The organism is Alkalibacterium sp. 20, assembly GCF_001885615.1.
Lineage (GTDB): Bacteria > Bacillota > Bacilli > Lactobacillales > Carnobacteriaceae_A > Alkalibacterium.
The window spans coordinates 88,929-112,141 of sequence record NZ_LSRN01000067.1; the positions used below are offsets into that span (position 1 = coordinate 88,929).

Annotated in this window: 16 protein-coding genes; 13 read left to right on the plus strand and 3 right to left on the minus strand. The window is 41.4% G+C overall.

Annotated features, from left to right (window positions below; translation table 11 throughout):
* Positions 1 to 76 precede the first annotated feature (76 nt).
* The 13 genes from AX762_RS10760 to addA all read left to right on the plus strand — a co-directional run bounded on the left by AX762_RS10760 (position 77) and on the right by addA (position 19,955).
* Positions 77 to 1,789, plus strand: a complete 1,713-nt coding sequence (locus tag AX762_RS10760) for an ABC transporter ATP-binding protein (RefSeq protein WP_071849135.1) — start codon at positions 77 to 79, stop codon at positions 1,787 to 1,789.
* Between the two features lie 25 nt (positions 1,790 to 1,814).
* Positions 1,815 to 2,327: a transcription repressor NadR gene (locus tag AX762_RS10765; RefSeq protein ID WP_071849136.1), complete on the plus strand. Its 513-nt coding sequence runs from the start codon at positions 1,815 to 1,817 to the stop codon at positions 2,325 to 2,327.
* Between the two features lie 74 nt (positions 2,328 to 2,401).
* Positions 2,402 to 2,974 carry a hypothetical protein gene (locus AX762_RS10770; RefSeq protein WP_071849137.1) on the plus strand — a complete coding sequence of 191 codons (573 nt, stop codon included), beginning with the start codon at positions 2,402 to 2,404 and terminating at the stop codon, positions 2,972 to 2,974.
* Positions 2,975 to 3,164: 190 nt separating this feature from the next.
* A complete protein-coding gene (gene dnaG, locus AX762_RS10775; RefSeq protein WP_071849138.1) occupies positions 3,165 to 5,030 on the plus strand; it encodes a DNA primase in 1,866 nt (621 codons plus the stop codon).
* Positions 5,031 to 5,058: 28 nt separating this feature from the next.
* A complete protein-coding gene (gene rpoD / locus AX762_RS10780; RefSeq protein WP_071849139.1) occupies positions 5,059 to 6,192 on the plus strand; it encodes an RNA polymerase sigma factor RpoD in 1,134 nt (377 codons plus the stop codon).
* A gap of 171 nt (positions 6,193 to 6,363) precedes the next feature.
* Entirely contained in the window at positions 6,364 to 6,990 is a 627-nt protein-coding gene (locus AX762_RS10785) for a 50S ribosomal protein L25 (protein WP_071849140.1), read from the plus strand.
* Positions 6,991 to 7,475: 485 nt separating this feature from the next.
* On the plus strand, positions 7,476 to 8,120 hold the full coding sequence (locus tag AX762_RS10790) for a nuclease-related domain-containing protein (RefSeq protein ID WP_083432938.1): 645 nt from the start codon (positions 7,476 to 7,478) through the stop codon (positions 8,118 to 8,120).
* Between the two features lie 492 nt (positions 8,121 to 8,612).
* Positions 8,613 to 9,191: a general stress protein gene (locus tag AX762_RS10795; RefSeq protein WP_071849141.1), complete on the plus strand. Its 579-nt coding sequence runs from the start codon at positions 8,613 to 8,615 to the stop codon at positions 9,189 to 9,191.
* 155 nt (positions 9,192 to 9,346) lie between these two features.
* Positions 9,347 to 10,048 carry a tRNA (adenine(22)-N(1))-methyltransferase TrmK gene (locus tag AX762_RS10800; protein WP_071849142.1) on the plus strand — a complete coding sequence of 234 codons (702 nt, stop codon included), beginning with the start codon at positions 9,347 to 9,349 and terminating at the stop codon, positions 10,046 to 10,048.
* The gene (locus AX762_RS10805) at positions 10,045 to 11,175 is read left to right on the plus strand and encodes a Nif3-like dinuclear metal center hexameric protein (RefSeq protein ID WP_071849143.1); all 1,131 of its coding nucleotides are present in this window, start codon (positions 10,045 to 10,047) and stop codon (positions 11,173 to 11,175) included. Before AX762_RS10800 ends, AX762_RS10805 begins: the two co-directional genes overlap by 4 nt.
* Positions 11,176 to 11,187: 12 nt before the next feature.
* On the plus strand, positions 11,188 to 12,414 hold the full coding sequence (gene pepT, locus AX762_RS10810) for a peptidase T (RefSeq protein ID WP_071849144.1): 1,227 nt from the start codon (positions 11,188 to 11,190) through the stop codon (positions 12,412 to 12,414).
* Between the two features lie 120 nt (positions 12,415 to 12,534).
* Positions 12,535 to 16,173: a PD-(D/E)XK nuclease family protein gene (locus AX762_RS10815; RefSeq protein WP_071849145.1), complete on the plus strand. Its 3,639-nt coding sequence runs from the start codon at positions 12,535 to 12,537 to the stop codon at positions 16,171 to 16,173.
* A complete protein-coding gene (gene addA / locus AX762_RS10820; protein WP_071849146.1) occupies positions 16,170 to 19,955 on the plus strand; it encodes a helicase-exonuclease AddAB subunit AddA in 3,786 nt (1,261 codons plus the stop codon). The genes AX762_RS10815 and addA overlap by 4 nt, the downstream gene beginning before the upstream one ends.
* Positions 19,956 to 20,311: 356 nt before the next feature.
* Here the strand turns inward: addA and AX762_RS10825 are convergent, their stop codons facing one another.
* The 3 genes from AX762_RS10825 to AX762_RS10835 are packed head-to-tail and all read right to left on the minus strand — an operon-like array spanning position 20,312 to position 23,079.
* The gene (locus AX762_RS10825; RefSeq protein WP_083432940.1) at positions 20,312 to 21,544 is read right to left on the minus strand and encodes a putative glycoside hydrolase; all 1,233 of its coding nucleotides are present in this window, start codon (positions 21,542 to 21,544) and stop codon (positions 20,312 to 20,314) included.
* On the minus strand, positions 21,541 to 22,422 hold the full coding sequence (locus AX762_RS10830; protein ID WP_071849147.1) for a polysaccharide deacetylase family protein: 882 nt from the start codon (positions 22,420 to 22,422) through the stop codon (positions 21,541 to 21,543). The genes AX762_RS10825 and AX762_RS10830 overlap by 4 nt, the downstream gene beginning before the upstream one ends.
* 12 nt (positions 22,423 to 22,434) lie before the next feature.
* Entirely contained in the window at positions 22,435 to 23,079 is a 645-nt protein-coding gene (locus tag AX762_RS10835; protein WP_071849148.1) for a YkyA family protein, read from the minus strand.
* Positions 23,080 to 23,213 lie beyond the last annotated feature (134 nt).

Sequence of the window (23,213 nt, forward strand, 5' to 3'; positions counted from 1 at the left end):
CGGAGAAGGCAGTGAAGCTGTCTTCTTTCGTTTATTAAAGGGCTCAAGTTGAGTCTGAATGAAGGAGTATCAGCTAATGTTGAAACAGTTTTTCTCTTATTACCGACCGTATAAAAAGTTATTCACTCTGGATTTTTCGGCCGCGACGGTGGTAGCTGTTTTGGAGCTGGCCTTTCCCATTATGGTCCAGCAAGTCGTCAATCGGATCCTGCCGAGCGGTGACTGGCCGCTAATCATCTGGGTGTCCATCGGCCTATTGGTCATCTACGCCATAAACACGACGCTGCATTTCGTCGTTACATATTATGGACACAAGCTGGGAACGAATATCGAAACAGATATGCGTCAAGATCTATACAACCACTTGCAGAAACAATCTTTTTCCTATTTTGATGACCGCGAAACTGGTACGCTGATCACACGATTGACATCCGATCTGTTTGAAATTGCTGAAGTCGCCCACCATGGACCCGAAGATATCTTTATCACCATCTTTACGTTACTGGGTGCTTTCGGATTGATGTTAAGCGTCCACGTCCCATTAGCTATCATGACATTCATCCTGGTCCCGTTTATCGCTGTGGCACTGGGATTCTTCAATAAACGCATGACCCAGGTTAATACGCAGATCTATGATGATTTGGGTAATTTCAGTGCGGGCATCGAAGCATCAGTCGGTGGCATTCGTGTCGTTCAGGCTTTTTCAAATGAAGAATATGAACAAAGACGTTTCGATCATTTGAATCAGGCCTACAAACAATCCAAATATCTTTTTTACAAAACGATGGCTATCAGTCATTCATATAACTACTTTTTTATTCGTCTGATCAGCTTGTTCACGCTCTTTTTCGGAGCCTATTTCACGATTCAAGGCGAGATAAGCTACGGGGATCTGGTAGCCTTTATCCTGTTTGCCAATGTGTTTGTCCGTCCGATCGAAAGAGTGAACCATATGATCGAAAGTTACCCTAAAGGCATTGCCGGCTTCAAACGCCTGCTTGACGAAATGAGGCTCCATCCTGAGGTCAAAGATACTGATCATGCTTACGCTGTCGAGACCCTTAAAGGAGATATCGAATTCAAAAATGTGGCGTTTAGCTACGAAGAAGATCAAGTTGTCCTGGAAGACATTAACCTGACAATCGATGCGGGTGAGACCATCGCCTTTGTCGGACCAAGTGGGGCAGGGAAAACAACGATATGCAACCTGCTGCCGCGCTTTTATGACATAGACAGCGGTAAAATCACCATCGACGGGTATTCCATCAAAGACATCACCTTGAAGTCCTTACGCGAACAGATCGGTGTCGTCCAGCAAGACGTGTTCCTGTTCCCGGGCACCATCAAAGATAACATTTTATATGGTAAACTGGATGCAACAGCAGCTGAAGTCTATGAGGCAGTAAAAATGGCCAATCTTGAAGAGGTGGTCAATAATCTGCCGAGAGGACTGGAAACCGTCATTGGAGAACGCGGGGTCAAATTATCCGGCGGTCAGAAACAGCGTTTGTCTATTGCCCGTATGTTCTTAAAGAATCCACCCATCCTGATACTGGATGAAGCCACGTCCGCTCTGGATACCGAAACAGAACAAGCGATCCAGGGAGCTTTGGAAAGCTTATCCAAAGGAAGAACAACGTTGATTATCGCCCATCGGCTAGCAACGATCCGTAATGCCGACCGCATTGTGGTCGTTGCGGACAAAGCGGTCGTTGAACAAGGCAGTCATGATCAATTGATCGCACAAGGGGACGTCTACAAAGCATTGTATGACGCACAATTTTCTTGAAACAACTCTGACGAGGAGGAGTATTATGGAAACAGAACAAAGACGTTTAGAAATTCTTGAAACCTTAAAAAATCGATCCACACCAATCGTTGCTCGCGAACTGGCAACACAGTTTGATGTCAGCCGGCAAGTCATCGTCGGCGATATCGCTTTACTCAGAGCTGGGGGTGAGGCTATTTATTCCACGCCCAAAGGTTACATGATGAGAAAAACTGGATCCAGCGATGTGATCTTCCAACTTGTATGTGTGCATACGCGTGAAGAAACCTTAGAAGAACTTTATACGATGGTGGACTGCGGCTGTGAAGTGATGGACGTGATCGTGGAACATCCCTTATATGGCACGATGAGGGGAGATTTAAATATTTCCAGTCGCCTGGAAGCTGATGAATTTTTCGATAAACTAAATGAATCCGAGACGGTGCTGCTTTCCACTTTAACAGATGGCATCCACACTCACACGATCAGTGCCAAAGACGAAGCGACGCGAGCGAAATGTCTTCTCAGTCTTAGGGAAAAAGGATTTTTGTACGAATAAAGCAGTTGACATCTCCAGAAAGATGCGTATACTTATAAGGTGTAAAGACACCTGTATATACACAAGTTGAGGAGATGTTTATTATCAAACAGACAAATACTTTGAAGTTGACGATCACCGCTTTATTAACGGCCATTGCGATCACGATCCCCATGATCATGCCGATCAAAGTGATGATCGAGCCCGCTTCGTTCACCTTAGCGAGTCATGTGCCGATATTTTTTGCAATGTTTCTCTCACCACAGATTGCTGTCCTTGTATCACTTGGATCAGCGGTCGGCTTTCTGCTTGCCGGTTTCCCTATCGTCATTACTCTTCGAGCGCTGAGTCACGTCGTGTTTGCACTTGTTGGGGCATTATATTTAAGCAACAGAAGAGAAGAAATCCTTTCTTCGCCTTTAAAGAGCTATATTTTCTCGTTTTGGCTGGGCATGGTACATGCTTTAGCTGAAGTCGCTGTCGTTTCCTTATTTTTCTTCGGATTAGTATCAGGTGGCGCTTATCAGGATGGCTTTTTCTACGCGATCTTCCTGCTCGTTGGTGTGGGGACCGTCGTGCACAGCATGGTCGACTTTTTCATTGCTCAAGTCATGTGGAAGAGTCTGGGCAAACGAATGAATCGCATTGCCAAAAAAGTAACAGCCTAATTATCAGACAAAGTGATGAAATTTGAACCTGTATGGGATTATCCCAGCAGGTTCTTTAATTATTTGCAAGTAATACAAGCGAATTATTTACATAATAAACGAAATTTGGTATACTAAAGATTGATTATTATAGGGTCAGTTCGCCTTTTCTTTAACGCCTATAATCATAGGTCAAGAAGGGGGATGAAGAATGAGCAGAATACCCGAAGAAACAATTAATTCTATTCGAGATCAAACAGACATTGTTCAAGTTATTTCTCAATATCTTCAGCTAAGAAAGTCAGGACAAAACCACTTTGCTTCCTGTCCTTTTCATGACGATAAAACACCGTCCTTCTCAGTCAGTGAGAAAAAACAGATTTACCATTGTTTCAGCTGTGGAAGAGGCGGAAATGTCTTTAGTTTCCTTCAGGAGATCGAGGGTATTTCGTTTGTAGAAGCCGTAGGTAAAACAGCGGAACTTGCCGATATCCCTATAGACCAGACGATCTTCGATCAGGCCAAACAGAACCGGCCGAGTGTCGATTCAACTAAAGGTAAACTGTTGGCAATGTATGAAAAAGCTGAACATTTTTATCATCATGTCCTCGTCAATACTAAAGCCGGTGAAGAAGCTTACCAGTATTTACTTGATAGAGGCGTGACCGAAGAGAGCATCGAAACATTCAAGATCGGTTTTTCTCCGCCACAAAGAGAAACGTTGAAGCTGTATCTTGAAAACGAAAAATTAAGTGAACCAGATATTTTAAGAAAGTCCGGACTATTTTCCGACAGAGAAGACGATTCGTTCTATGATCGCTTTACCAATCGTATCCTTTTTCCCATTAAAGATGCCAAAGGACAAACGGTGGCTTTCTCTGGACGAGCGTTTATCGATGACGGTCAAACCCGGACGGCTAAATACATGAACAGTCCGGAAACGGAGCTGTTCAATAAGCGGCGGGTGCTGTTCAATTATGACAAAGCACGCCCGAATATTCGTCGTGAAGGCGAAGTGCTCCTGTTTGAAGGGTTCATGGATGTCATCTCAGCTTGGCAGGTGGGTATCAAGAATGGTTTAGCTACGATGGGGACCAGTCTGACAGAAGAGCAAGTCCAGACGTTAGATAAAGTGACAGATCACGTGGTCATTGCTTACGATGGCGATGCAGCCGGTTTAGAAGCGATCAAGCGAGCGACCGATTTCATCATGAATGAAACCCATTTTTCGATCGAAATTGCGACGTTTCCGGAAAATTTAGATCCCGATGATTTTATTCAGAAAAAAGGACCGGACGCGTTCAGAGAATTTTTAGCGCATGGTCGAGATACCTTGATGAGTTTTCTGATGAAGTATCATAAAAAAGAAACCAATGTAAAAAACGAAAGTGAACGATTAAAATATATTGATATTATTTTAAAAGAATTAACACGAGTGACTTCTGCAGTTGAAAGAGAGTTATACTTGAATCAATTAGCTGAAACGTTTGATTTATCTACAGACTCTTTGAAGGAACAGATGCACGGTCACATCGTTGAAAATAAAAAAGAACAGCGAAAACAGCAGAAAAAACGAAGTGAAAAAGAGCACATTACTGAGACAAGCCAGCAACCGGTAGTCATTCGACAGAATAAACCGAAACAGACAGCCGTCATGAAAGCTGAAACGGCCCTGCTGCATCGCTTATTCACTTATAACGAGGTTTGGCAGAAACTGACAGCTCTGGAAAATGAGCTAGCCTTTTCGACTGAATCTAATCAGCTCCTGTTTTTACTATACGAAGAGTTTTACCATTTACATGATCATCCTAATATTCAATCGTTTATCGATTTTTTACCTGATGACAAACTGAAAAGTAAAGCGTCAGAAATCATGTGGCTTTCTTTAGCAGAAGAGATCGCGCCTGGGGAAATTGAAGATTATCTTAATTTGATCTGTAATCGCCAGCCCCTCGAGGAACGCATCATAAGTAAACGTGAAGCCTTAAAGGATGCTGAACGTAGTGGAGACAAAGAGAGACAACAATCGTTAAGTATTGAAATCATCAACTTATACCGTCAATTAAAAAATAAATAAAAAGACTAATCAGGAGGCCTGTCATTTTATGGCAAAAACAACAAAGAAAACCACGAAAAAGCCTGGAGAAAAATACGAACTCGCAGTTGTCCGTTTCATCAAAGACCTGAAGAAAGACAAAGAACAGACAGTTTCTTATGTGAAAGTAACGGATGATTTGGCCGAACCCTTTGGTCTCGAAAAAGAGCAGATGGATGATTTGGTTCAGAAACTTGAAGACGAAGGAATCGGAGTCGTTGATGAAGATGGTAACCCGTTGACTAAACAGCTCGAGAAACAGGAAAAAGCTGTTGAGAAATTAAAAAAAGAAGAGATGATTGCTCCTCCGGGCGTTAAGATCAATGATCCCGTGCGCATGTATTTGAAAGAAATCGGCCGGGTCGACTTATTGAATGCTGCCCAGGAAGTTGCACTTGCAAAACGGATTGAAGCAGGGGAAATTTTAGCTAAACAAGAATTGGCTGAAGCAAACTTACGACTGGTCGTGTCCATTGCTAAAAGATATGTCGGACGTGGCATGAGCTTTTTAGATTTGATTCAAGAAGGAAACATGGGACTTATGAAAGCCGTTGAAAAGTTTGACTATGAAAAAGGGTTTAAATTCTCAACTTATGCGACTTGGTGGATCAGACAAGCCATCACCCGTGCGATCGCTGACCAGGCTCGTACGATTCGTATTCCCGTGCACATGGTCGAAACAATCAACAAACTCGTCCGTATCCAGCGTCAACTCCTGCAGGATCTAGGCCGTGAACCAACACCGGAAGAAATCGGTGCTGAAATGGACTTGCCTACTGAAAAAGTCAGAGACATTCTAAAAATTTCTCAAGAACCTGTTTCTTTAGAAACACCGATCGGCGAAGAAGACGATTCCCACTTAGGGGACTTTATCGAAGATGACGGTGCCACAAGCCCGGCAGACAACGCCGCGTATGAATTGCTTAAAAACGAGCTGGAAGACGTACTGGATACGTTAACGGATCGTGAAGAAAATGTTCTGCGTTTAAGATTCGGTCTCGATGACGGGCGCCAACGTACCTTAGAAGACGTGGGTAAAGTCTTCGGCGTAACGAGAGAACGTATTCGTCAAATCGAAGCAAAAGCGTTAAGAAAACTGCGTCACCCAAGTCGTTCAAAACAATTAAAAGACTTTTTAGAGTAATCGATCTTTGACAGATATTGCAGGAAAGTGAAAAAACAAGTGTAAAGTAAAAGTTCTTGTCGCTTTCCTTTGCAATCTGTTTATAATTTTGGTATACTAATTTCTGGCTCGTTCAGTTAATGAAATATGCTATTTACTTAAAAAAATAAAACCCTGGAAGGTGAAAATTTTATGAAATTATTAGCGACAAAACGTACTGAAACAGGAACATCTGCTTCAAGAAGAGCAAGAGTAGAAGGAAAAATCCCAGCAGCTATTTATGGTAAAGAAGTAGCAACTGTATCTGTATTAATAGACAGAAAAGAATTTGATTTGGTTATGCGTGAAGTAGGAGCAAACGGAGTATTCGACGTTGAAGTTGACGGAGATACATACCAAGTCTTTGTTAAAGATAAAACAAGTGCTGCTCTTAAAAAAGAAACTTATCACGTAGACTTATTAGCCTTTACTAAAGGACAAAAAGTTAACATGACAATTCCAGTTTACATTATTGGTGAAGAAGAAATCGAAGTTGGCGTCGTATCACAATCTATTTCCGAATTAGAAGTGAACGTAGCACCTGCTGAAGCTCCTTCAGAATTTACTATCGACGTTTCAGCTATGGAAATCGGCGACTCTAAACACGTTTCTGATATTGAAATAGACGAAAAAATTGAACTCTTAACTGACACAGAATTAACAGTAGTATCAGTTTCTGCTCCTCAAATCGAGGAAGAACCAGAAACAGCAACTGACGATGAAATGCCTGAACCAGAACTTATTGGTGAAGACAAAGACGAAGAAGATTCAGAAAAATAATCGTTCTCTATCTTTAATAGCTAGATAATAAATGAAAGCCGAGTGCTTTATGCGTAACAGCATAGCTCACTCGGCTTTTTTTTATGTCTAAACGGACGAAACTGACCCAGGGAGGTCAGTTTCCACAACCTTTGAAAGTCTTTAAGGGGACCATACTCGCGCATGGCGAGTATGGTCCCCTTATCAAGATCGGTGTTGTGCGACTGGTGAGCGTTTAGTGCGACTCAATGCCTGCCTAGTGCCAGCTCAAAGGATTTATGACTTTGAGCTGGCAAAGGGTCATTATCTAGTTTCCACTCAGTGAGCAACGATTTTTGAGTGGGTGGTAACGCGGGCAACTAGTATCCACTCATTTTCCTGCTTCTCACGAGTGAGTAGTGATGCCCCTCGCTAATGACCAGTCAACGCGCAACAGTTACTTTTTTTCAATAAATTTAGTCATATTTCTTCTCATTGGTAAATATTATTAGGTAAGGAGGGGAAAAATGATGCACCTATTGAAGATACGTCAAAAATCGCAGTTACTGCATGGTTTACAGTTGCTCGATCAACGCATGAACCTATCAGATCAAGATAAGCAGTACTTATATAATCTGGAAAAAGGGCTTGAAGGAGAGGAACTTTTTGATGCTTACGTCAAAAAGTATCTATATGGAGAGGTGATCATCCTAAACGACTTATTATTAACGATCAGAGGAACCACGATTCAATTGGATACATTAATGATAACGACAGAAGGTGTCAGGATATATGAGGTGAAAAATTATAAAGGAAGCTATGAGATGCAGTCTGGACGCTTAGTGACAATAAGCGGACAAGAAATAAGCAATCCCCTGTCTCAACTGAACCGGTCATTGATAAAATTGCGCCATTTATTTAATGAGTGGGAGGTGAGCGAAACCGTGGATGGGGTAGTTGCTTTTGTTGAGCCCTCATTTTATTTATACAATGCAGATCCAGCTGATCCATTTGTTTTTCCTTCTCAGTTGGCATTGCATTTTTTGACGTTCAATAAGAACATGACGCGGTTATCTAAGTCTCAGCACTTTTTAGCTAAAAAACTTATCCAAGCGAACCAGACATCAGCATCTCACGAAAAAAATTACCGATTCATGACTATCATTCTTTGAAAAAAGGTCTTACCTTCTCGGCTTGCGGTAGTTTTGACTTAACGATTTCTCAAAGAAGCTGTCAGTGTAACGACTGTCTGATAAAAGTCTCAGTTGAGGAAACTCTAATGAAAAAAATTAGAGATATAAAGGTATTATTTCCTGAAATGAAACTGACTACATCTTTGGTTTATGATTGGTGTGAGCGTGCGATCGTTTTTAAAAGGATACGGCGGATACTTAAAAAGAAATTCACTGTTAAAAGCAAAGCTACAGGGACGTATTACGACTAGTTAAGAACGAGTCGGACAATGCCGCTCATTTTTAGCTCATCTCGGCAAAAAAATAGCTGGTCTCACCCTCGGACAGCTCTTGAATAATCAAGACAAAATAACTTCGGCAATAGTGAATAGTATTAAAGCCGTTTGATTGGTCATTTTATTACAGAATTAATATAATAAATATGGGTGGGGGCAACAGTCTCAGTCCAATACTATACAGGAGGGTATGTTAATGGTAGATGCAAACAAAAAAGTGATCGGTAGTTATGCAACCAAAGAAGAAGTATTTGATGTGGTTGATCGGTTAAACAAGGAAGGTCATCCAAAGCAGAATATTATCTTGTATTCAAATAAGGAAACAGCTAGCACGCTAGGCCATCACGACGCAGTCGAAATTGTGGCTGACAAGAGCGATGCGACACGTCCAGACGATACGGATAAAAATGATGATCGTTCAATGTGGGATAAAATAAAAGATGCGTTCACTTCAGACACCTATGATTATAAGGATGAGCATACCCGTGATGACTATGATCAGGGAACTGACATTTTATATCCGTATAGAGATGACATCGCTAAAGGCAATGTTGTTGTTGTCGTAGATAATTACGAAGGTCGATCAACTGAAGAAACGGCTACTGCCGGTAATACGTCCGCTATGCCGTCGGATGTCGGGCACTCAGAAGATCCGGGAAACACGTCTGCAATGCCATCTGATGTCGGCCGTTCGGCAGAACCCGAAAACGATCCTTTAACAAAGGGTAGAGAGTTCAGCCGCGAAGACGAGACCAATGATGGCTATAAAAAATAAATAATCTTTTAATTTTTTAGTCTATTACCTGCTATTTGTATAGTAGGTAATAGTTTTTTAATACAATTAAACCGTTCATTAAAAAAATGTGTCTATCTTTTCATTTTCCTCTTAAAACTGGTAAAATAGAGAGAGTAGAAAATAAGAGGTGACATATGAATTCAGTTAATTTATCAGAACGGCTTCAAGTCGTTGCAGATTATGTTGAAGAGGGTGCAAGACTTGCAGACATAGGATCAGACCATGCCTATTTACCGTGTTACTTGGCACAAAATAAGCATATTGATTTCGCCGTTGCAGGTGAAATCGTTGAAGGTCCTTACTTAAATGCAGTCAATGAAGTTTCCAAGCTTCATTTAGAAGAAATTGTCGCTGTGCGTCTGGGTGACGGACTGCGTGTATTGAAGGAAGAGGATCATATAACAACTATCACGATCGCGGGTGTAGGTGGCCCGTTGATCAAGCGGATCTTGGAAGAAGGGAAGCAACTGAAAAAACGATCCGGGCAGGAGACGCTTATCTTACAGCCCAATGTAAACGAACGAACGGTTCGACAGTACTTAATGAAAGAAGAATATGAAATCGTAGCAGAAACGATTATAGAAGAAAATGATAAAATTTATGAGATCATCAAAGCTAAAACTAGTGAAACAAGACAGGAGTATTCGGAAAAAGACTTGCTGTTCGGCCCTTTTTTAAGCAAAGAAAAAGCGCTTGTATTCATAAAAAAATGGTCCAGTGAAGCTCAGAAAACAAACTACATCTTAGAACAAATGAAAAAAGCAGATCAAGCGGATAGCGTGAAAATAGGTGAGCTGGAGACACAGTTAGATCTAATCAAGGAGATGATAAAGTGAACAACGTCATCGTTTCGGATATCATAAAGCAAATAGACCGTTTGGCGCCACCGGATTTAGCTGAAAGCTGGGACCCTATCGGATTATCATTTGGCGGACTCAATCAAGACGTTAAGCGCGTACTTGTTGCCTTAGACGTTGATAAAGACACAATCAGTGAAGCAAAAAAACACAATGTCGATTTGATCCTTACGCACCATCCGGCGATCTTCAGAGCTCAAAAAACATTGAATCAAGAAGATGCCAGAAGAAGAGAGTACATTGATCTGCTCAAGTCGGATATTGCCGTTTATTCTGCCCATACCAATTTAGATGCAGCAAAGGGTGGAATGAACGACTGGCTGGCGGATACTTTAGACATAGACAAAAACAACCGTGAAATCCTTTCCCTTCGTTTAAACCGCGGTTTCAAAAAAATAGCTGTTTACGTACCTGATTATGCTGCCGAAAAAGTAAGACAGGCTTTACATCAGGTCGGTGCAGGTCAAATTGGCGACTACAAGGACGTGTCGTATACGCTGGAAGGCTATGGACGATTCACTCCGCAGAAAGGTTCCAACCCAACTGAAGGAGTCGTTGGAAAGGAAGAAGTCATTCAAGAGCAGCGCATTGAAATGATGATCAAAGACGAAGACGTGTTCAGAAGTATTGCGGCATTAAAAGATGCCCATCCATATGAAGTTCCGGTTTTTGATTTATTTACACTGAAAAATCAGGAAGAAGCGTTTGGCTTCGGCCGCGTGGGGATACTTAATAAAACTCTCACTACAGAAGAACTTGCCAAAAAAGTGATTCACCTGTTTGACGTTGATGGTGTAAGATACGGCTCTGTCGACCCAGATAAAAAGCACAAAAAGATCGCCATTTTAGGTGGTTCTGGAGAAAAGTATTATCAGGAAGCACTCAGCAAGGAGGCTACGCTATATATCACAGGCGACATCTCTTATCACGGCGCACAGGACATGCTGAGAGAGGGTTTGGACTTTATCGATGCCGGCCATTATATGGAAGCCGTATCAGTTTCCAAGTTAGCTGAGTATCTGAATCACTGTAAAGTAGAACACTCATGGGATATTGAAATACTCGAATCACACGTTCAAAAAGATGTATTCAACTACTTAAAATAGAGGCGGGATAAAATGTACAAGAACTTAGTCGATCAATTTTTAACTTATGTCAAAATCGAAACACAATCTGATAGTAATTCAGCCACTGTACCTACGACACAGACACAAGTCGAATTTGCGAAAATATTGATGAATGATCTTAAGGCGATTGGGATGGAAGAAGTGGAATACAATGATACCAATGGCTTTGTGACGGCGACTCTGTCCGCAAATACGGATAAAGAAGTACCGGTCATTGGGTATATTGCTCACATGGATACTGCTGACTTTAATGCAAAAGGTGTTAATCCACAGATTCATGAGAATTACGACGGTAAAGAAATCATCTTAAATAAAAAGTTAGGTGTAAAGTTGTCACCAAAAGATTTTCCGAATCTGAAAAACTACATTGGTCAGACATTGATCACCACAGATGGCAAAACGTTACTCGGATCAGATGACAAGTCAGGTATTGTAGAAATCTTTGCTGCTATGGAACATTTAATCAGTCATCCGGAAATCAAACACGGGAAAATACGTGTAGCGTTTGGTCCTGATGAAGAAATCGGTGTGGGTGCTGACAAATTTGACGTTGAGCATTTCAATGCTGATTTTGCCTATACCATTGACGGGGGACCTGTTGGAGAGCTGGAGTATGAATGCTTCAATGCTGCGAGCGCGAATGTACTGATTCAAGGTAAAAATGTTCATCCTGGAACTGCAAAAGATAAAATGGTCAATGCACTAAGCCTGGCTATCGCTTTTGATGATGCATTACCTAGTCATGAAGTACCAGAAATGACAGAAGATAGAGAAGGTTTTTTCCATCTAATGGGACTAAAAGGTACTGTAGAAGAAGCTGAGATGGCTTACATTATCAGAGACCACGACAGAGAGTTATTCATCAAACGCAAACAATTGATGCGTGATATTGCTTTACGATTAAATGCGCCTTTTGAAGAAGAACGCGTAAAAGTGATTATGAAAGACTCTTATTACAATATGCGTGATGTTATTGAAAAAGATATGAGACCGGTGGAAGTAGCTGACAAAGCTATGAGGAACTTAGGTATTGAACCGGACATAAAACCGATCAGAGGGGGCACAGATGGCTCTAAAATTTCATTCATGGGTCTGCCTACACCAAATATCTTTGCAGGTGGCGAGAATTTCCACGGTCGCTATGAATTTGTAACTGTAGAGAGCATGGAAAAAGCCAAAGATGTCTTGATCGAAATTGCTCGTTTAGCAGCAGAATAAGTTTTCAAGAAAGGATAGAGGGCGATAAGGCTTTCTTTCCTTTCTTCTTTTTATGCTGATTATTTGATAGAATAAGAGTATTGATAGAAATCGCCGACTAATTGAAAGGAATGTTTCCGAATGGGTCTACAGTTTATATTAGGACGTTTACATACAACTAAAAAGGACCACATATATAACCAGCTTGTAGAATGGTCACAAGCAGATAGTGAAAATCAAGTGTTTTATCTCGTGCCGGATCATATAAAATTCGAGTCAGAGATGAATATTTTAGAATTTATCAAAACCAACCAAAGTGACCACAGTGATCACTATGCGGGCATGATCAATTTACAAGTATTCAGTTTCAGTCGTTTAGCCTGGTATTATCTTCAAGATACAGCTATATTCAGTCGTTCTCAGCTCACTGAAACAGGTTTATCCATGCTGATACGAAAAATATTGAAAGAAAAGGAAGAAGATTTAACCATTTTTAGAGGAGAAAGCCACCAGCAGGGTTTTGTCGATAAAACCACCACCTTATTTATGGAAATGAGAAACGGCCGCGTCCAACCTGAAGATTTAGAAGAACTCTTCCTAAATCAATGGACAGATGAACATGAGCACAATGATTTGAAATTAAAACTTAAAGATATCAAGCAATTATACGAAGCGTTTATGAATCAACTTCTTGGAAAATATATAGAAAAAGAAGATGTCCTGGAAGCATTGATTCAAGAAATCAAAAAAAGAGACATGAGTCGCACACTGATCGTTATTGATAATTTCAATAGTTTTTCTGCCCAAGAACAAGCGTTGATTCTTGAACTCATAGAGCAAGCTCAAGAAGTCAAAGTCTCATTGATTTTAGATAAAAAACACGCGGTAGAACCGCCGGAATTAACGAACTTTTTTCACGAAACAGGTATGACCTATTATCGTTTGTATCAGCAAGCACGTGAAAAAAGACTTCAAGTTCAACACGACATCCTGCTGAATGAATCAAGCAGTGAACAGTGTCTTGAGCTGAATACACTTGAGGAATATTGGGTGAATAGCTTTGACTTATCACCTAAAAACGCTTTAAGTACAGAATTAGACATGACAAACTGCATTGAAATAAGAGAAGCTGAAAGCAGACAAGCCGAAGTATTGCATACAGCAACTACAATCAAAAGATTGGTTGCATCTAACTATTACAGATATAAAGACATTCTCGTGGTCTCACGTAGGTTAGACGATTATAAACAAATGTTAGAAGCGACCTTTGCTGAGAACAATATTGAATTATTTGTCGATCAAGCGGACCATATGTCGGGGCATGCTTTAGTTGAAGCGATACAAAGTCTCTTTCTTATCCGTAAAAAATATTGGCGTTACGATGACATCATGCGTTTTCTTAAAACCGAATTACTCATTCCTTTAACCGACGAAGATGAAATACCTAAAGATAATCTAGAGAAGCTGACTTTTTGGAATGAGAAAACAAAAGCTTGGCGGACGCAAATGGACACGTTGGAAAATGTCGTATTAGCTTATGGGTATGAAGGCAGAGAATGGCTGGACGATAGAGAATGGATCTATGCCCGTTTTCATCTTGAAGAAATGGATGAGCAGCTAGATGCTGACAAGCTCATGCAGGCAGAAGCCAACGCAGCAAAAGATATGATCAGAAAGGTTTTGATTCCTTTCTATGATCAATTAGCTAATGTAGAAACCAATCGGGATGCTGCGCGACTCCTTTATCAGTTTCTGGATGATCAGGGTTTCAATAAGCAATTGTTGTATTGGCGAGATCAGGCTATTGAACAAGGAGACTTGGATGAGGCACGCAAACATGAACAGGTATGGCAAACCTTTATACAGCTATTAGATGAATTCGTAGATGTGTTGGGCGACGAACCGTGGAATATGGATTCTTTCCTGTCGATTTTAGAAACCGGTTTTGAACAGGCCACGTACAGTATTGTGCCACCGAGTATCGATCAAGTGATGTTTACGAACTTCGACAAGTCCCGGATCAATACAAAAAAAGTCGTGTTTATTTTAGGTATGACGGATACGCAACTGCCTATGAATCAAGAAAATGACTCGATATTTACAGATGAAGACCGGGAAGCACTCTCTGTTTATTTACCTGATGATAAATATTTGGCCCCAACAACGAGCGGACGTTTAGCTAGCGAGCCTTTTGCGGCCTATGCAGCCTTTATGAATGCTTCAGAAAAACTTATATTCAGCTACCCTGTAAAAAATGATGGATCTGGGGATAATCAGTTAAGTCCTTACGTTGAAAGGATCAGTCGTCAATTGAACGTTCCTGTTAAACGGAAACAGACAGAAGCAAGTAGCCTAACCAATGAGCCACTGGAAACGCTGTTGACATACGTGGGTTCCCGTCGAGAAACATTGGGACATCTGGTCAATGTGTTACGAGAGGGCATTGACAAGGAACATCAGCCGTCACTTTTCTGGTTGAAACTTTATCAGTCATTGATCAAACAGGCTACGGATACTGAGAGAAAAATTCTTAGCAGTCTGGAATACTCCAATATCCCGACACGACTCGACCGTGATCTGGCTGAAGAATTATACGGTAAAGACTTATACTTATCGGTATCGCAACTCGAGAGTTTTTATTTGGATCCATATAGTCATTTCCTGCGATACGGTTTGAAGTTGAAAGAACGCTCCGTTCAGGAACTGACACCGGCAGAAACTGGAACGTTTTTCCATGATGCGTTAGACAGTATATTTAAAACGATCGTTACCCGTGATTTGAAGATAAATGAACTCACTGACACCGAACTAAACAAATTGACTGATGAAGTCTTGGCCTTGATGTACGAAAAAAATAAATTCCGCTTGCTTTCCATGTCGAACCGCATGAAGTTTATCCGAAAGCAACTCAGCAACACGATTCGTCAAATGATGTGGGCGATAACTAATCAGTCACGCCGATCAAGCATGGTCACGCAAAAGTCAGAAGTCCTCTTTGGACGTATTGCCGGTAAACAAGGGGTGCCTGGTTTATCCTTTCCATTAAGTAATGGTGGAAACCTGCATGTCAGAGGTAAAATCGACCGTCTAGATGCTGTTGAACTCGACAATCAATTGTACATCAGCGTTGTCGATTATAAGTCTGGAGACAAGAAACTTGAATTTGATGAAATATATCATGGTTTGATGATGCAACTACTTACGTACCTGGATACTGCCGTAGAGCATTCAGAAGAATTATTCGGTAAGAAGGCCAAACCCGCGGGTGCCTTTTACGCTCAAGTCAAAAACCCATTACTCGATAGTCGCGCTGTTAAAGGCAAAGACTGGCATACTGAAATGTTGAAAGAGTTTAAAATGAAAGGGTTACTGCTTAATGAAGAAGACTTGTTACAAAATATAGACAAAACACTGGATAACGGCCTTTCCTCACTTGTGTATCCTTTAAGGAAACTAGTAAAAGGGGAGCTTCGAGGTTCGTTCATTACTCTGGAAGACTTGGAGTTGCTTCTGAAGCATCACCGGATCAAGATCAAAGAAGCAGGCAATCTAATTTTGTCAGGCGAGAACCAGCTGGCGCCATTCTATGAGAAGAAAAAATTTACACCTACAACGGTTGGTGGCGAATACCATCCTATTTCACAGTTCGATGTCCTGCTTCCGAACAATCAGAACTATTACCGAAACTTGCCTAAAATTAAAGATCAGGATGAACTGATGCAAAAACTTAAAGAGAGATATCAGATCATTGAACCCAGCAAGGAGGACGATGAAGCATGACAACACTACCTGAAAAGCCTCAAAATTCACAGTTCACTGATCACCAGTGGCAGGCTATTCACGATGACGGTAAAAATTTGCTTGTTTCGGCATCAGCCGGATCGGGGAAGACCACCGTCCTCGTTCAGCGTGTGATCGAAAAGATCAAAAAGCAGACGGATATCAATCAGCTGCTCGTCGTGACATATACCAATGCGGCAGCCAGAGAGATGAAGCAGCGAATCCAGTTAGCCATTCAAAAAGAAATAAATGAAAATCAAGACGCTGATTTAAAGCATCATCTGATCAGACAGATGCCTCTGCTCGGACATGCGGATATATCGACGCTGCATTCTTTCTGCCTGAAAGTCATACGTCGTTATTACTATCTGATCGATTTCGATCCGGTTTTCCGATTATTAACGGATGACACGGAAATAGCCTTGATGAAAGAAGATGTCTGGGATGATCTGCGTGAAGAACTCTACGGTATTGATGACAGTATTTTCGAACAACTAGCGACAGCTTATTCAAGCGATAAGAATGATGATGGTGTGACTGATTTAGTCTTGTCGTTATACGAATTCTCTCGGGCAAATCCCGATCCATTGAAGTGGCTATCTGAACTCAGCCAGATGTATACGGTAAAAGACAATGATCTAGGACGCAGTTTTGTCTTTCAGCACCTGATAAAAACGCAGCTGCTAAGTACATTGAATAATATCAAAGAATTACTTGAAGACGCAATCGCTATGGGCAATGGTGAAGAAGAACTAAGCAAAACACTTGCTATTTTAGCAGACGATCAGTCACATATAAGTCAAATCGAAACACTTGTCATGGACAACAAGCTGAACGATGCCTTTGCCCTGATTGAAAATTTTAGTCACGCGAGATGGTATGCCCCTAACAAGAAAGACACGCCCGAAATCGTTAAAGAAACCGGCAAGGAAATGAAGCCATTCAGAGACAAAGCAAAAGATTTGTATTCAGACATGGTCGCTGACATTTTTGCATTTTCTCCAGATGAACACTTGGATAACATGGCCAAGGTTAAAGTGCTAGTCGAAGAGATGGCTCGAGTAACGACGCTCTTTTATAAACGCTATCAAGCCTTTAAAGCGGATCGAAAAGTCCTGGACTTCAACGACTTGGAACATTTAACGCTGAAAATATTAGCCAATGAAACAGGTGAGGGGAAAGAGCCTTCTGAAGCGGCGAATCATTACCGTCGCCAATTCAAAGAAGTCATGATCGATGAGTACCAAGATATTAATCAGATCCAAGAAGAAATACTGAAATGGGTCACCAAACCCGACCCCAATAAAGGTAATCAATTTATGGTGGGTGACGTGAAACAGTCTATTTATTCCTTCCGTCTAGCCGATCCAAGTTTGTTTATCGATAAGTATGAGCGATACGCAACTAAAGAAACCGGTGAACGCATTATATTAGCGGAAAATTTCCGTTCCAGAAAAGAAGTGCTATCCTTTACCAATTTTATCTTTGATCAGCTGATGGATAAAGAAGTCGGAGAGCTGACCTATGATGACTCAGCCAAACTGGTTAATGGTTTCACGGCTTTCCCAGAATCAGACAACTTTCAAACCGATATCCTGCTTTACGAATCAAAAGAAGATGATTCTGAAGAAGAAGAGGACGAACCAGCAGCACTTTCCGTATCCTTTCAAATCGATACAAAGACAAAAGGTGAACTATACATGGTGGCCAATAAAATCCTCGAGATGATGGCCAATGGTTATGAAATATATGATAAAAAGGCCCAAGCCATGAGCCCGCTTGAGCTCAAAGACATTGTATTGTTGACTCCTACAAAGAAAAATAACTTGGATATTCAAGACATATTCAAACAGTTGGGGATACCAACTGCGGTGAAGGATACGCAAAACTATTTCCAAACCACTGAAATAACAATCATGATGTCTATCCTTAAAATCATCGATAATCCAGAGCAGGATATCCCCCTGGCTGCTGTGTTGCGGTCACCGATTGTCGGATTAGATGAAGTGGACTTGACGCGTATTCGTATTATGGATAAACAATCTTCTTACTTCGACGCATTGACTCAGTTCGCTGATAAGGAGGACTGGGAAGATATCAAGAATATAAATCTGCAGGTGAAGATTCAGACCTTCTTGGAACTGCTTGAAAAATGGCGCAAACAGTCACGGAGACAATCACTTGTCGCTCTCATTTGGATGATTTTTGAAGACACCGGCTTTTTACATTATGTCGGTGGCATGAGTTCTGGAAGACAAAGGAAAGCTAATCTTCACGCTTTGTATGAACGGGCGTCGGCGTATGAAAAGACGTCATTCAAAGGTTTGTTCCAGTTTATCCGATTCATCGAGAAGATGCAGAAAAAAGACAAGGATCTGGCTGAACCTCAAGCTATTTCAGATAGCGAAAATGCTGTCCGGGTCATGACCATACATGCCAGCAAAGGATTGGAGTTCCCGATCGTCTTTGTACTGGACATGACGAAGAAGTTCAATATTAGAGATGCTCAGGGTGCAACGGTTTTCGATGAAGAATATGGGGTAGGCGCGGAATACCGTGATTTGGAATCCCGAGAGAAAAAAACGACACTGCCGGAAAAAGCATTGAAGTATAAAAAGAAAACTAAACTTCTGTCTGAACAAATGCGTGTGTTGTACGTGGCATTAACACGAGCAGAACAGAAATTAATATTAGTTGGCTCGTACAAGAACAAGGAAGATGCTTATAAACGGTGGGGCCTGGTTGGCGGACACCCGAAACGCGTGCTTCCTGCGGATATGCGTTTGGGTGCTCGAGGGTTTATGGACTGGATCGGCTTCAGTATCATCAGGCATGAACACATGGATGATGAGCGAACCATTGAGGCACAAAACGCAGCGATTCATCACTACGACACTTCCTTTGATGTTCATTTTTATAATCAGGAAGAACTGGAGCACGCACTGCTTTCTCATCAAAAGTCAGATACAACCGAGTGGTATCCAAAATTGAAAGAAGGAACTTTAAACGCACAGGCGGACGATGGGATCAAAGAAGCGGTGAAAGACGCCATTGAATTAATGAACAAACCTTACGCTTATCAGATTGCAACTCAGACAACCAGTTATCAGTCGGTTTCAGAAATCAAGCGTTTGTTTGAAGAACCTGATGATGGCCAAATGGTCAAAATCGATATCACCAAACCAAGACAGATCAATCGTTATGTCGAAGATCAGCTCAGTCGACCGTCCTTTATTCAAGAGGATCTAAATCCGACACCCGCTGAAGTAGGTAAGGCCACACACTTGGTTCTGCAAACGCTCGATTTAAATGAGAAACCTACGAATGAATCAGTTGAAACATTGATTACTCATCTCGTTGACGAAAAGGTGTTTACGGAAGAACTGGCTGGTCTTATTCGGATAGAAGAGATCCTAAACTTCTTTGAAACATCCTTTGGTGCCTATATTATTGATCATGCACCCTTCATGAAACGAGAGGTCCCTTTCTCATTACTCATGGAAGCGAAAGATATTTTCAATGATATGGAAACCGTTGACGATAACGTGCTGATTCACGGGATCATAGATGGATATATCGAACAAGAAGAAGGCATTGTTTTGTTTGACTATAAAACGGACCGTGTGTCTCACTTGGGAAAGCGAGCAGGGGACGAAATGCTGAATAAATACCGTGGCCAGCTGACTCTCTATAAACGAGCTTTGGAATCGATCCTCAATAAACCCGTTATAGCATCACATCTGGTCATGCTTGATGTCAGTGAGACGGTCCGGGCCGGCTAAAGGTACTATTTAACTTTCAACTTGACTCCAACAACAATTATTATTAAAAGAACAGGGGAACAACTCAATTTATAATGAGTTGTTCCTCTGTTCTTTGTTTTTTAACGACAATAGGTAAGTTATTGGCATGATTCGCTTCCTTCCTTTGATGGAACGAGCATTATCGGGGCCTGATAACCGTTACTCGCAGCGCCACATCGATTTGAGTGACTATTATAAAGTTACAAAGCCCCACAACCATCAACTCAAGATGAATGATTAGGCGAGTGCGCCTAATCAAGCCCATCATATCTCTGTTTGCGTTTTTTTAGCAAGAAAAAAAGGCCGAGACAAAAGTCTCGGCCTTTATAATACATTTAGTCAAAACTGTATTGAGCACTTTCGGAATAAGAGTTACCGGCATTCCAAAGCAGGAATTCATTGACACCATATTCGTTGAGTGCGCGAATCTGATCTTCTACTTCTTGGGCACCGTATCGTTTATACCATCCGGAGCCTAGATAGGAAGCGGTAAAGTCTTGAATCCAGGGACGTGAAACGGGTGCATCCTCGCCCAAGTTGCCCAAGACTTCATTTTCATACTCCATGTATCTGGCAACCACATTATAGGGTTCCAAGTCTGGTTTGGCGATTCCAAGCGAACCGGGTCCCCAGTGACTTGGATAAATCATTGATGAAATGACATCAACATTCTCGGAAATACGAGAGAAGTTTTGACCGATACCCGGTGCTTCTTCAATCGTTGCTGCGTATCCGAATATATCGACGGAAACGTCTACGTCAAACGGTTCGAGCTCACGGCGTGCATAGGCTACAAAATCAGTAACTGCTTCCACGCGTTGTTTCACATTGTCGAGATCGCTACCCTCGTAGTCTTCACGTGAATAAATGACATCGTCATCACGGAGTTCAAAACCTTCAGGGAAACGAACATAGTCGAACTGAATATCTTTGAAGCCTAGTTTAGCTGCTTGTTTTGCGACTTCTATGTTGTAGTCCCAAACTTCTTTCATAAACGGATTAACGAAAGCATGACCTGCTCGGTTAGTCCATACAGAACCATCAGTGTGTGTAAAGGATAAGTCCGGACGTTCTTTGGCTAGGTTGTTATCTTTAAAGACCACGATACGAGCGATAGGGTAGATGCCGTTTTCTTCTAGTTGAGGCATCAACTGCTCCGGATCGACCCAATTTCTAGTGTTTTCAGCGATCAATTCATGATCCGAATCGATTGGCATCGTGATGTCACCATAATCATCTTTGACGTCGATGACCATTGAATTCAGTTCTGTGCGATTCATTAAATCTATTAAGCTTTCCATACGTGAGCCACCAGCAGAATTTGCTGTCAGGAAAATACCTTTGACGCCGTCTTCCGGATAAGGAATATCTACGCCGCTGTCATACTTGAATTGACTGGGAAACGTTTCTGGAATCATTAAAAGTGGCTCTGAACTCATGGTTAAGTATGTTGTTTCGACTTGCTGGACTTCTGTTGTTGCTTCAGCCTCTACACTAGTACTTCCTAAAGCACTAACTGACAGAAGTGCGGCTGAGCAGAAGAGGGTCTGTTTAAATTTTTTCATCATTCGCTAACATCCTCACTTTCTAATTCATTGGATAGGATCAAATCTGGATCTAATAATTCAAAATCATTGTCTCTTAAGCCGTCAATAATTGCAGGGACTGCTTTTGCGGTCCATTCACGGTCATGCATAAGTAAATTAGAGCCTGGTACAAGTAGATTGGTATTGATCATGATGTCCGTCAAAGCTTCCGGATCTCTATACGCGTCTTCCCAATCATAACCGTATGTCCAGTTCATCAAAGCCATGCCTTCATCTTGAACGACTTGTTTGGAATGGTCAGTATTTTGTCCGAAGGGTGCTCTAAAGAAGCGCGGACGTGTACCGATGATTTCTTCGACCAGATCGTTGGTTGTGATGATTTCTTCTGTTTGTTTTTCTTCAGAAATAGAAGGCAGGCTCGCGTGAGTGTGCGTATGATTACCTATTGCAAAACCCATTTCGTGAACTTCAGTTAAAATGGCTTTGCCTTCGTCATCTTCAAGATACATGCTATTGACAAAGAAGATTGCCGGTGCATCTTTTTCAGCCAAAGACTGAGCGATTTTCAACGTGTGTTCGTTGGGACCATCGTCGAACGTCAATAGGGCCACTTGCTTGTTGGCTTCTTTACCGTCGATCACGTTGATATAGGCTAAATTGTCACTCACTTCGTATAAGTACTCTATAGATTCGGCCACATCGGCTTCTTCTTCAACATCCTCTTCCAATTCATCCGTTTCTTCATCAGAGGAGTCAGTCGTTTCTTCCTGATTGGTCACTTCTGAATCCTGGCTCGTTTCATTATTCTCGGTTTCAAGAGTTTCTTCACTGTTTGCTGCTCCACACGCAGTAAGCAGGAGCGTGGAAGCAAGTAGGGTAGATAGGATTATTTTTTTCATGCTGATACTCCTTTATTCTTCTTCGCTTAGTTGTGCGTCAATAGAGGACTTTAACGCTGAAAGCTGGCCATTGATTGCAATCAGGGCTCCATCTATTTCCGGAAACATCTGTAACAGTGTTACACGTTCGTCGTTGATTCGATCGATGCCTTCGACAAAATCATCATAGGTAGCATTCTCATCCGCTAAACCTGTGAAATAGTCGCGCTGATTGTCCAAACTTGTTTTATAATTGTCGATGTAACTGGAGAGGTGTGTGTTGAAATTGCTGACTGATTCATTGACTGCATTGACCTCTTCATGATCGAGAAGTTCGCCCTCATAACTCGTCAGTGTTTCCTGGTGTTCTTCAAATTCACTTTGCTTGTTTTCCAGCTCTGTCACGATTTCTTCTCTGGAAGCAATGTTTTCAAAGACAGGAGAAGATTCATCCCCTAAAGTTGCCAAGTCATCATCCGTTTGCATTGTTTCGTCAAAATGACTTTGTAAATCTGCTTCTGACATGACCAATTGGTTGAATGTCTCAACCGTTTCGTCTTTGATGCGGTCAATCTCAATTGTAGCGTCTTGCACATCATCTAAATTTTCCGAATCACAACCAGCTAACAACAAAGGTACAGCCGTGAGTGAAACTAGTGCCCACTTTCTAATAATCATATCTTATCTCCTTTAAAAGTATAACTTAAGTATTTTGGTATCTTGTAGAGTATATCAAAAAGCTATTGTATTTAAAATGCTTTTGTTCATATATTGTTAATAATTTAGTAATTTTGTTAAAGAGACTCGTATAG

What these genes read in the sequence shown, in the direction of transcription:
- dnaG (WP_071849138.1), top strand. Translation starts at nt 3,165, where the DNA reads ATGAGCAGAATACCCGAAGAAACAATTAATTCTATTCGAGATCAAACA.
- AX762_RS10800 (WP_071849142.1), top strand. Translation starts at nt 9,347, where the DNA reads ATGAATTCAGTTAATTTATCAGAACGGCTTCAAGTCGTTGCAGATTAT.
- rpoD (WP_071849139.1), top strand. Translation starts at nt 5,059, where the DNA reads ATGGCAAAAACAACAAAGAAAACCACGAAAAAGCCTGGAGAAAAATAC.
- pepT (WP_071849144.1), top strand. Translation starts at nt 11,188, where the DNA reads ATGTACAAGAACTTAGTCGATCAATTTTTAACTTATGTCAAAATCGAA.
- AX762_RS10815 (WP_071849145.1), top strand. Translation starts at nt 12,535, where the DNA reads ATGGGTCTACAGTTTATATTAGGACGTTTACATACAACTAAAAAGGAC.
- AX762_RS10825 (WP_083432940.1), bottom strand. Translation starts at nt 21,544, where the DNA reads ATGATGAAAAAATTTAAACAGACCCTCTTCTGCTCAGCCGCACTTCTG.
- AX762_RS10770 (WP_071849137.1), top strand. Translation starts at nt 2,402, where the DNA reads ATGTTTATTATCAAACAGACAAATACTTTGAAGTTGACGATCACCGCT.
- AX762_RS10760 (WP_071849135.1), top strand. Translation starts at nt 77, where the DNA reads ATGTTGAAACAGTTTTTCTCTTATTACCGACCGTATAAAAAGTTATTC.
- AX762_RS10835 (WP_071849148.1), bottom strand. Translation starts at nt 23,079, where the DNA reads ATGATTATTAGAAAGTGGGCACTAGTTTCACTCACGGCTGTACCTTTG.
- AX762_RS10790 (WP_083432938.1), top strand. Translation starts at nt 7,476, where the DNA reads ATGATGCACCTATTGAAGATACGTCAAAAATCGCAGTTACTGCATGGT.
- AX762_RS10765 (WP_071849136.1), top strand. Translation starts at nt 1,815, where the DNA reads ATGGAAACAGAACAAAGACGTTTAGAAATTCTTGAAACCTTAAAAAAT.
- AX762_RS10795 (WP_071849141.1), top strand. Translation starts at nt 8,613, where the DNA reads ATGGTAGATGCAAACAAAAAAGTGATCGGTAGTTATGCAACCAAAGAA.
- addA (WP_071849146.1), top strand. Translation starts at nt 16,170, where the DNA reads ATGACAACACTACCTGAAAAGCCTCAAAATTCACAGTTCACTGATCAC.
- AX762_RS10830 (WP_071849147.1), bottom strand. Translation starts at nt 22,422, where the DNA reads ATGAAAAAAATAATCCTATCTACCCTACTTGCTTCCACGCTCCTGCTT.
- AX762_RS10785 (WP_071849140.1), top strand. Translation starts at nt 6,364, where the DNA reads ATGAAATTATTAGCGACAAAACGTACTGAAACAGGAACATCTGCTTCA.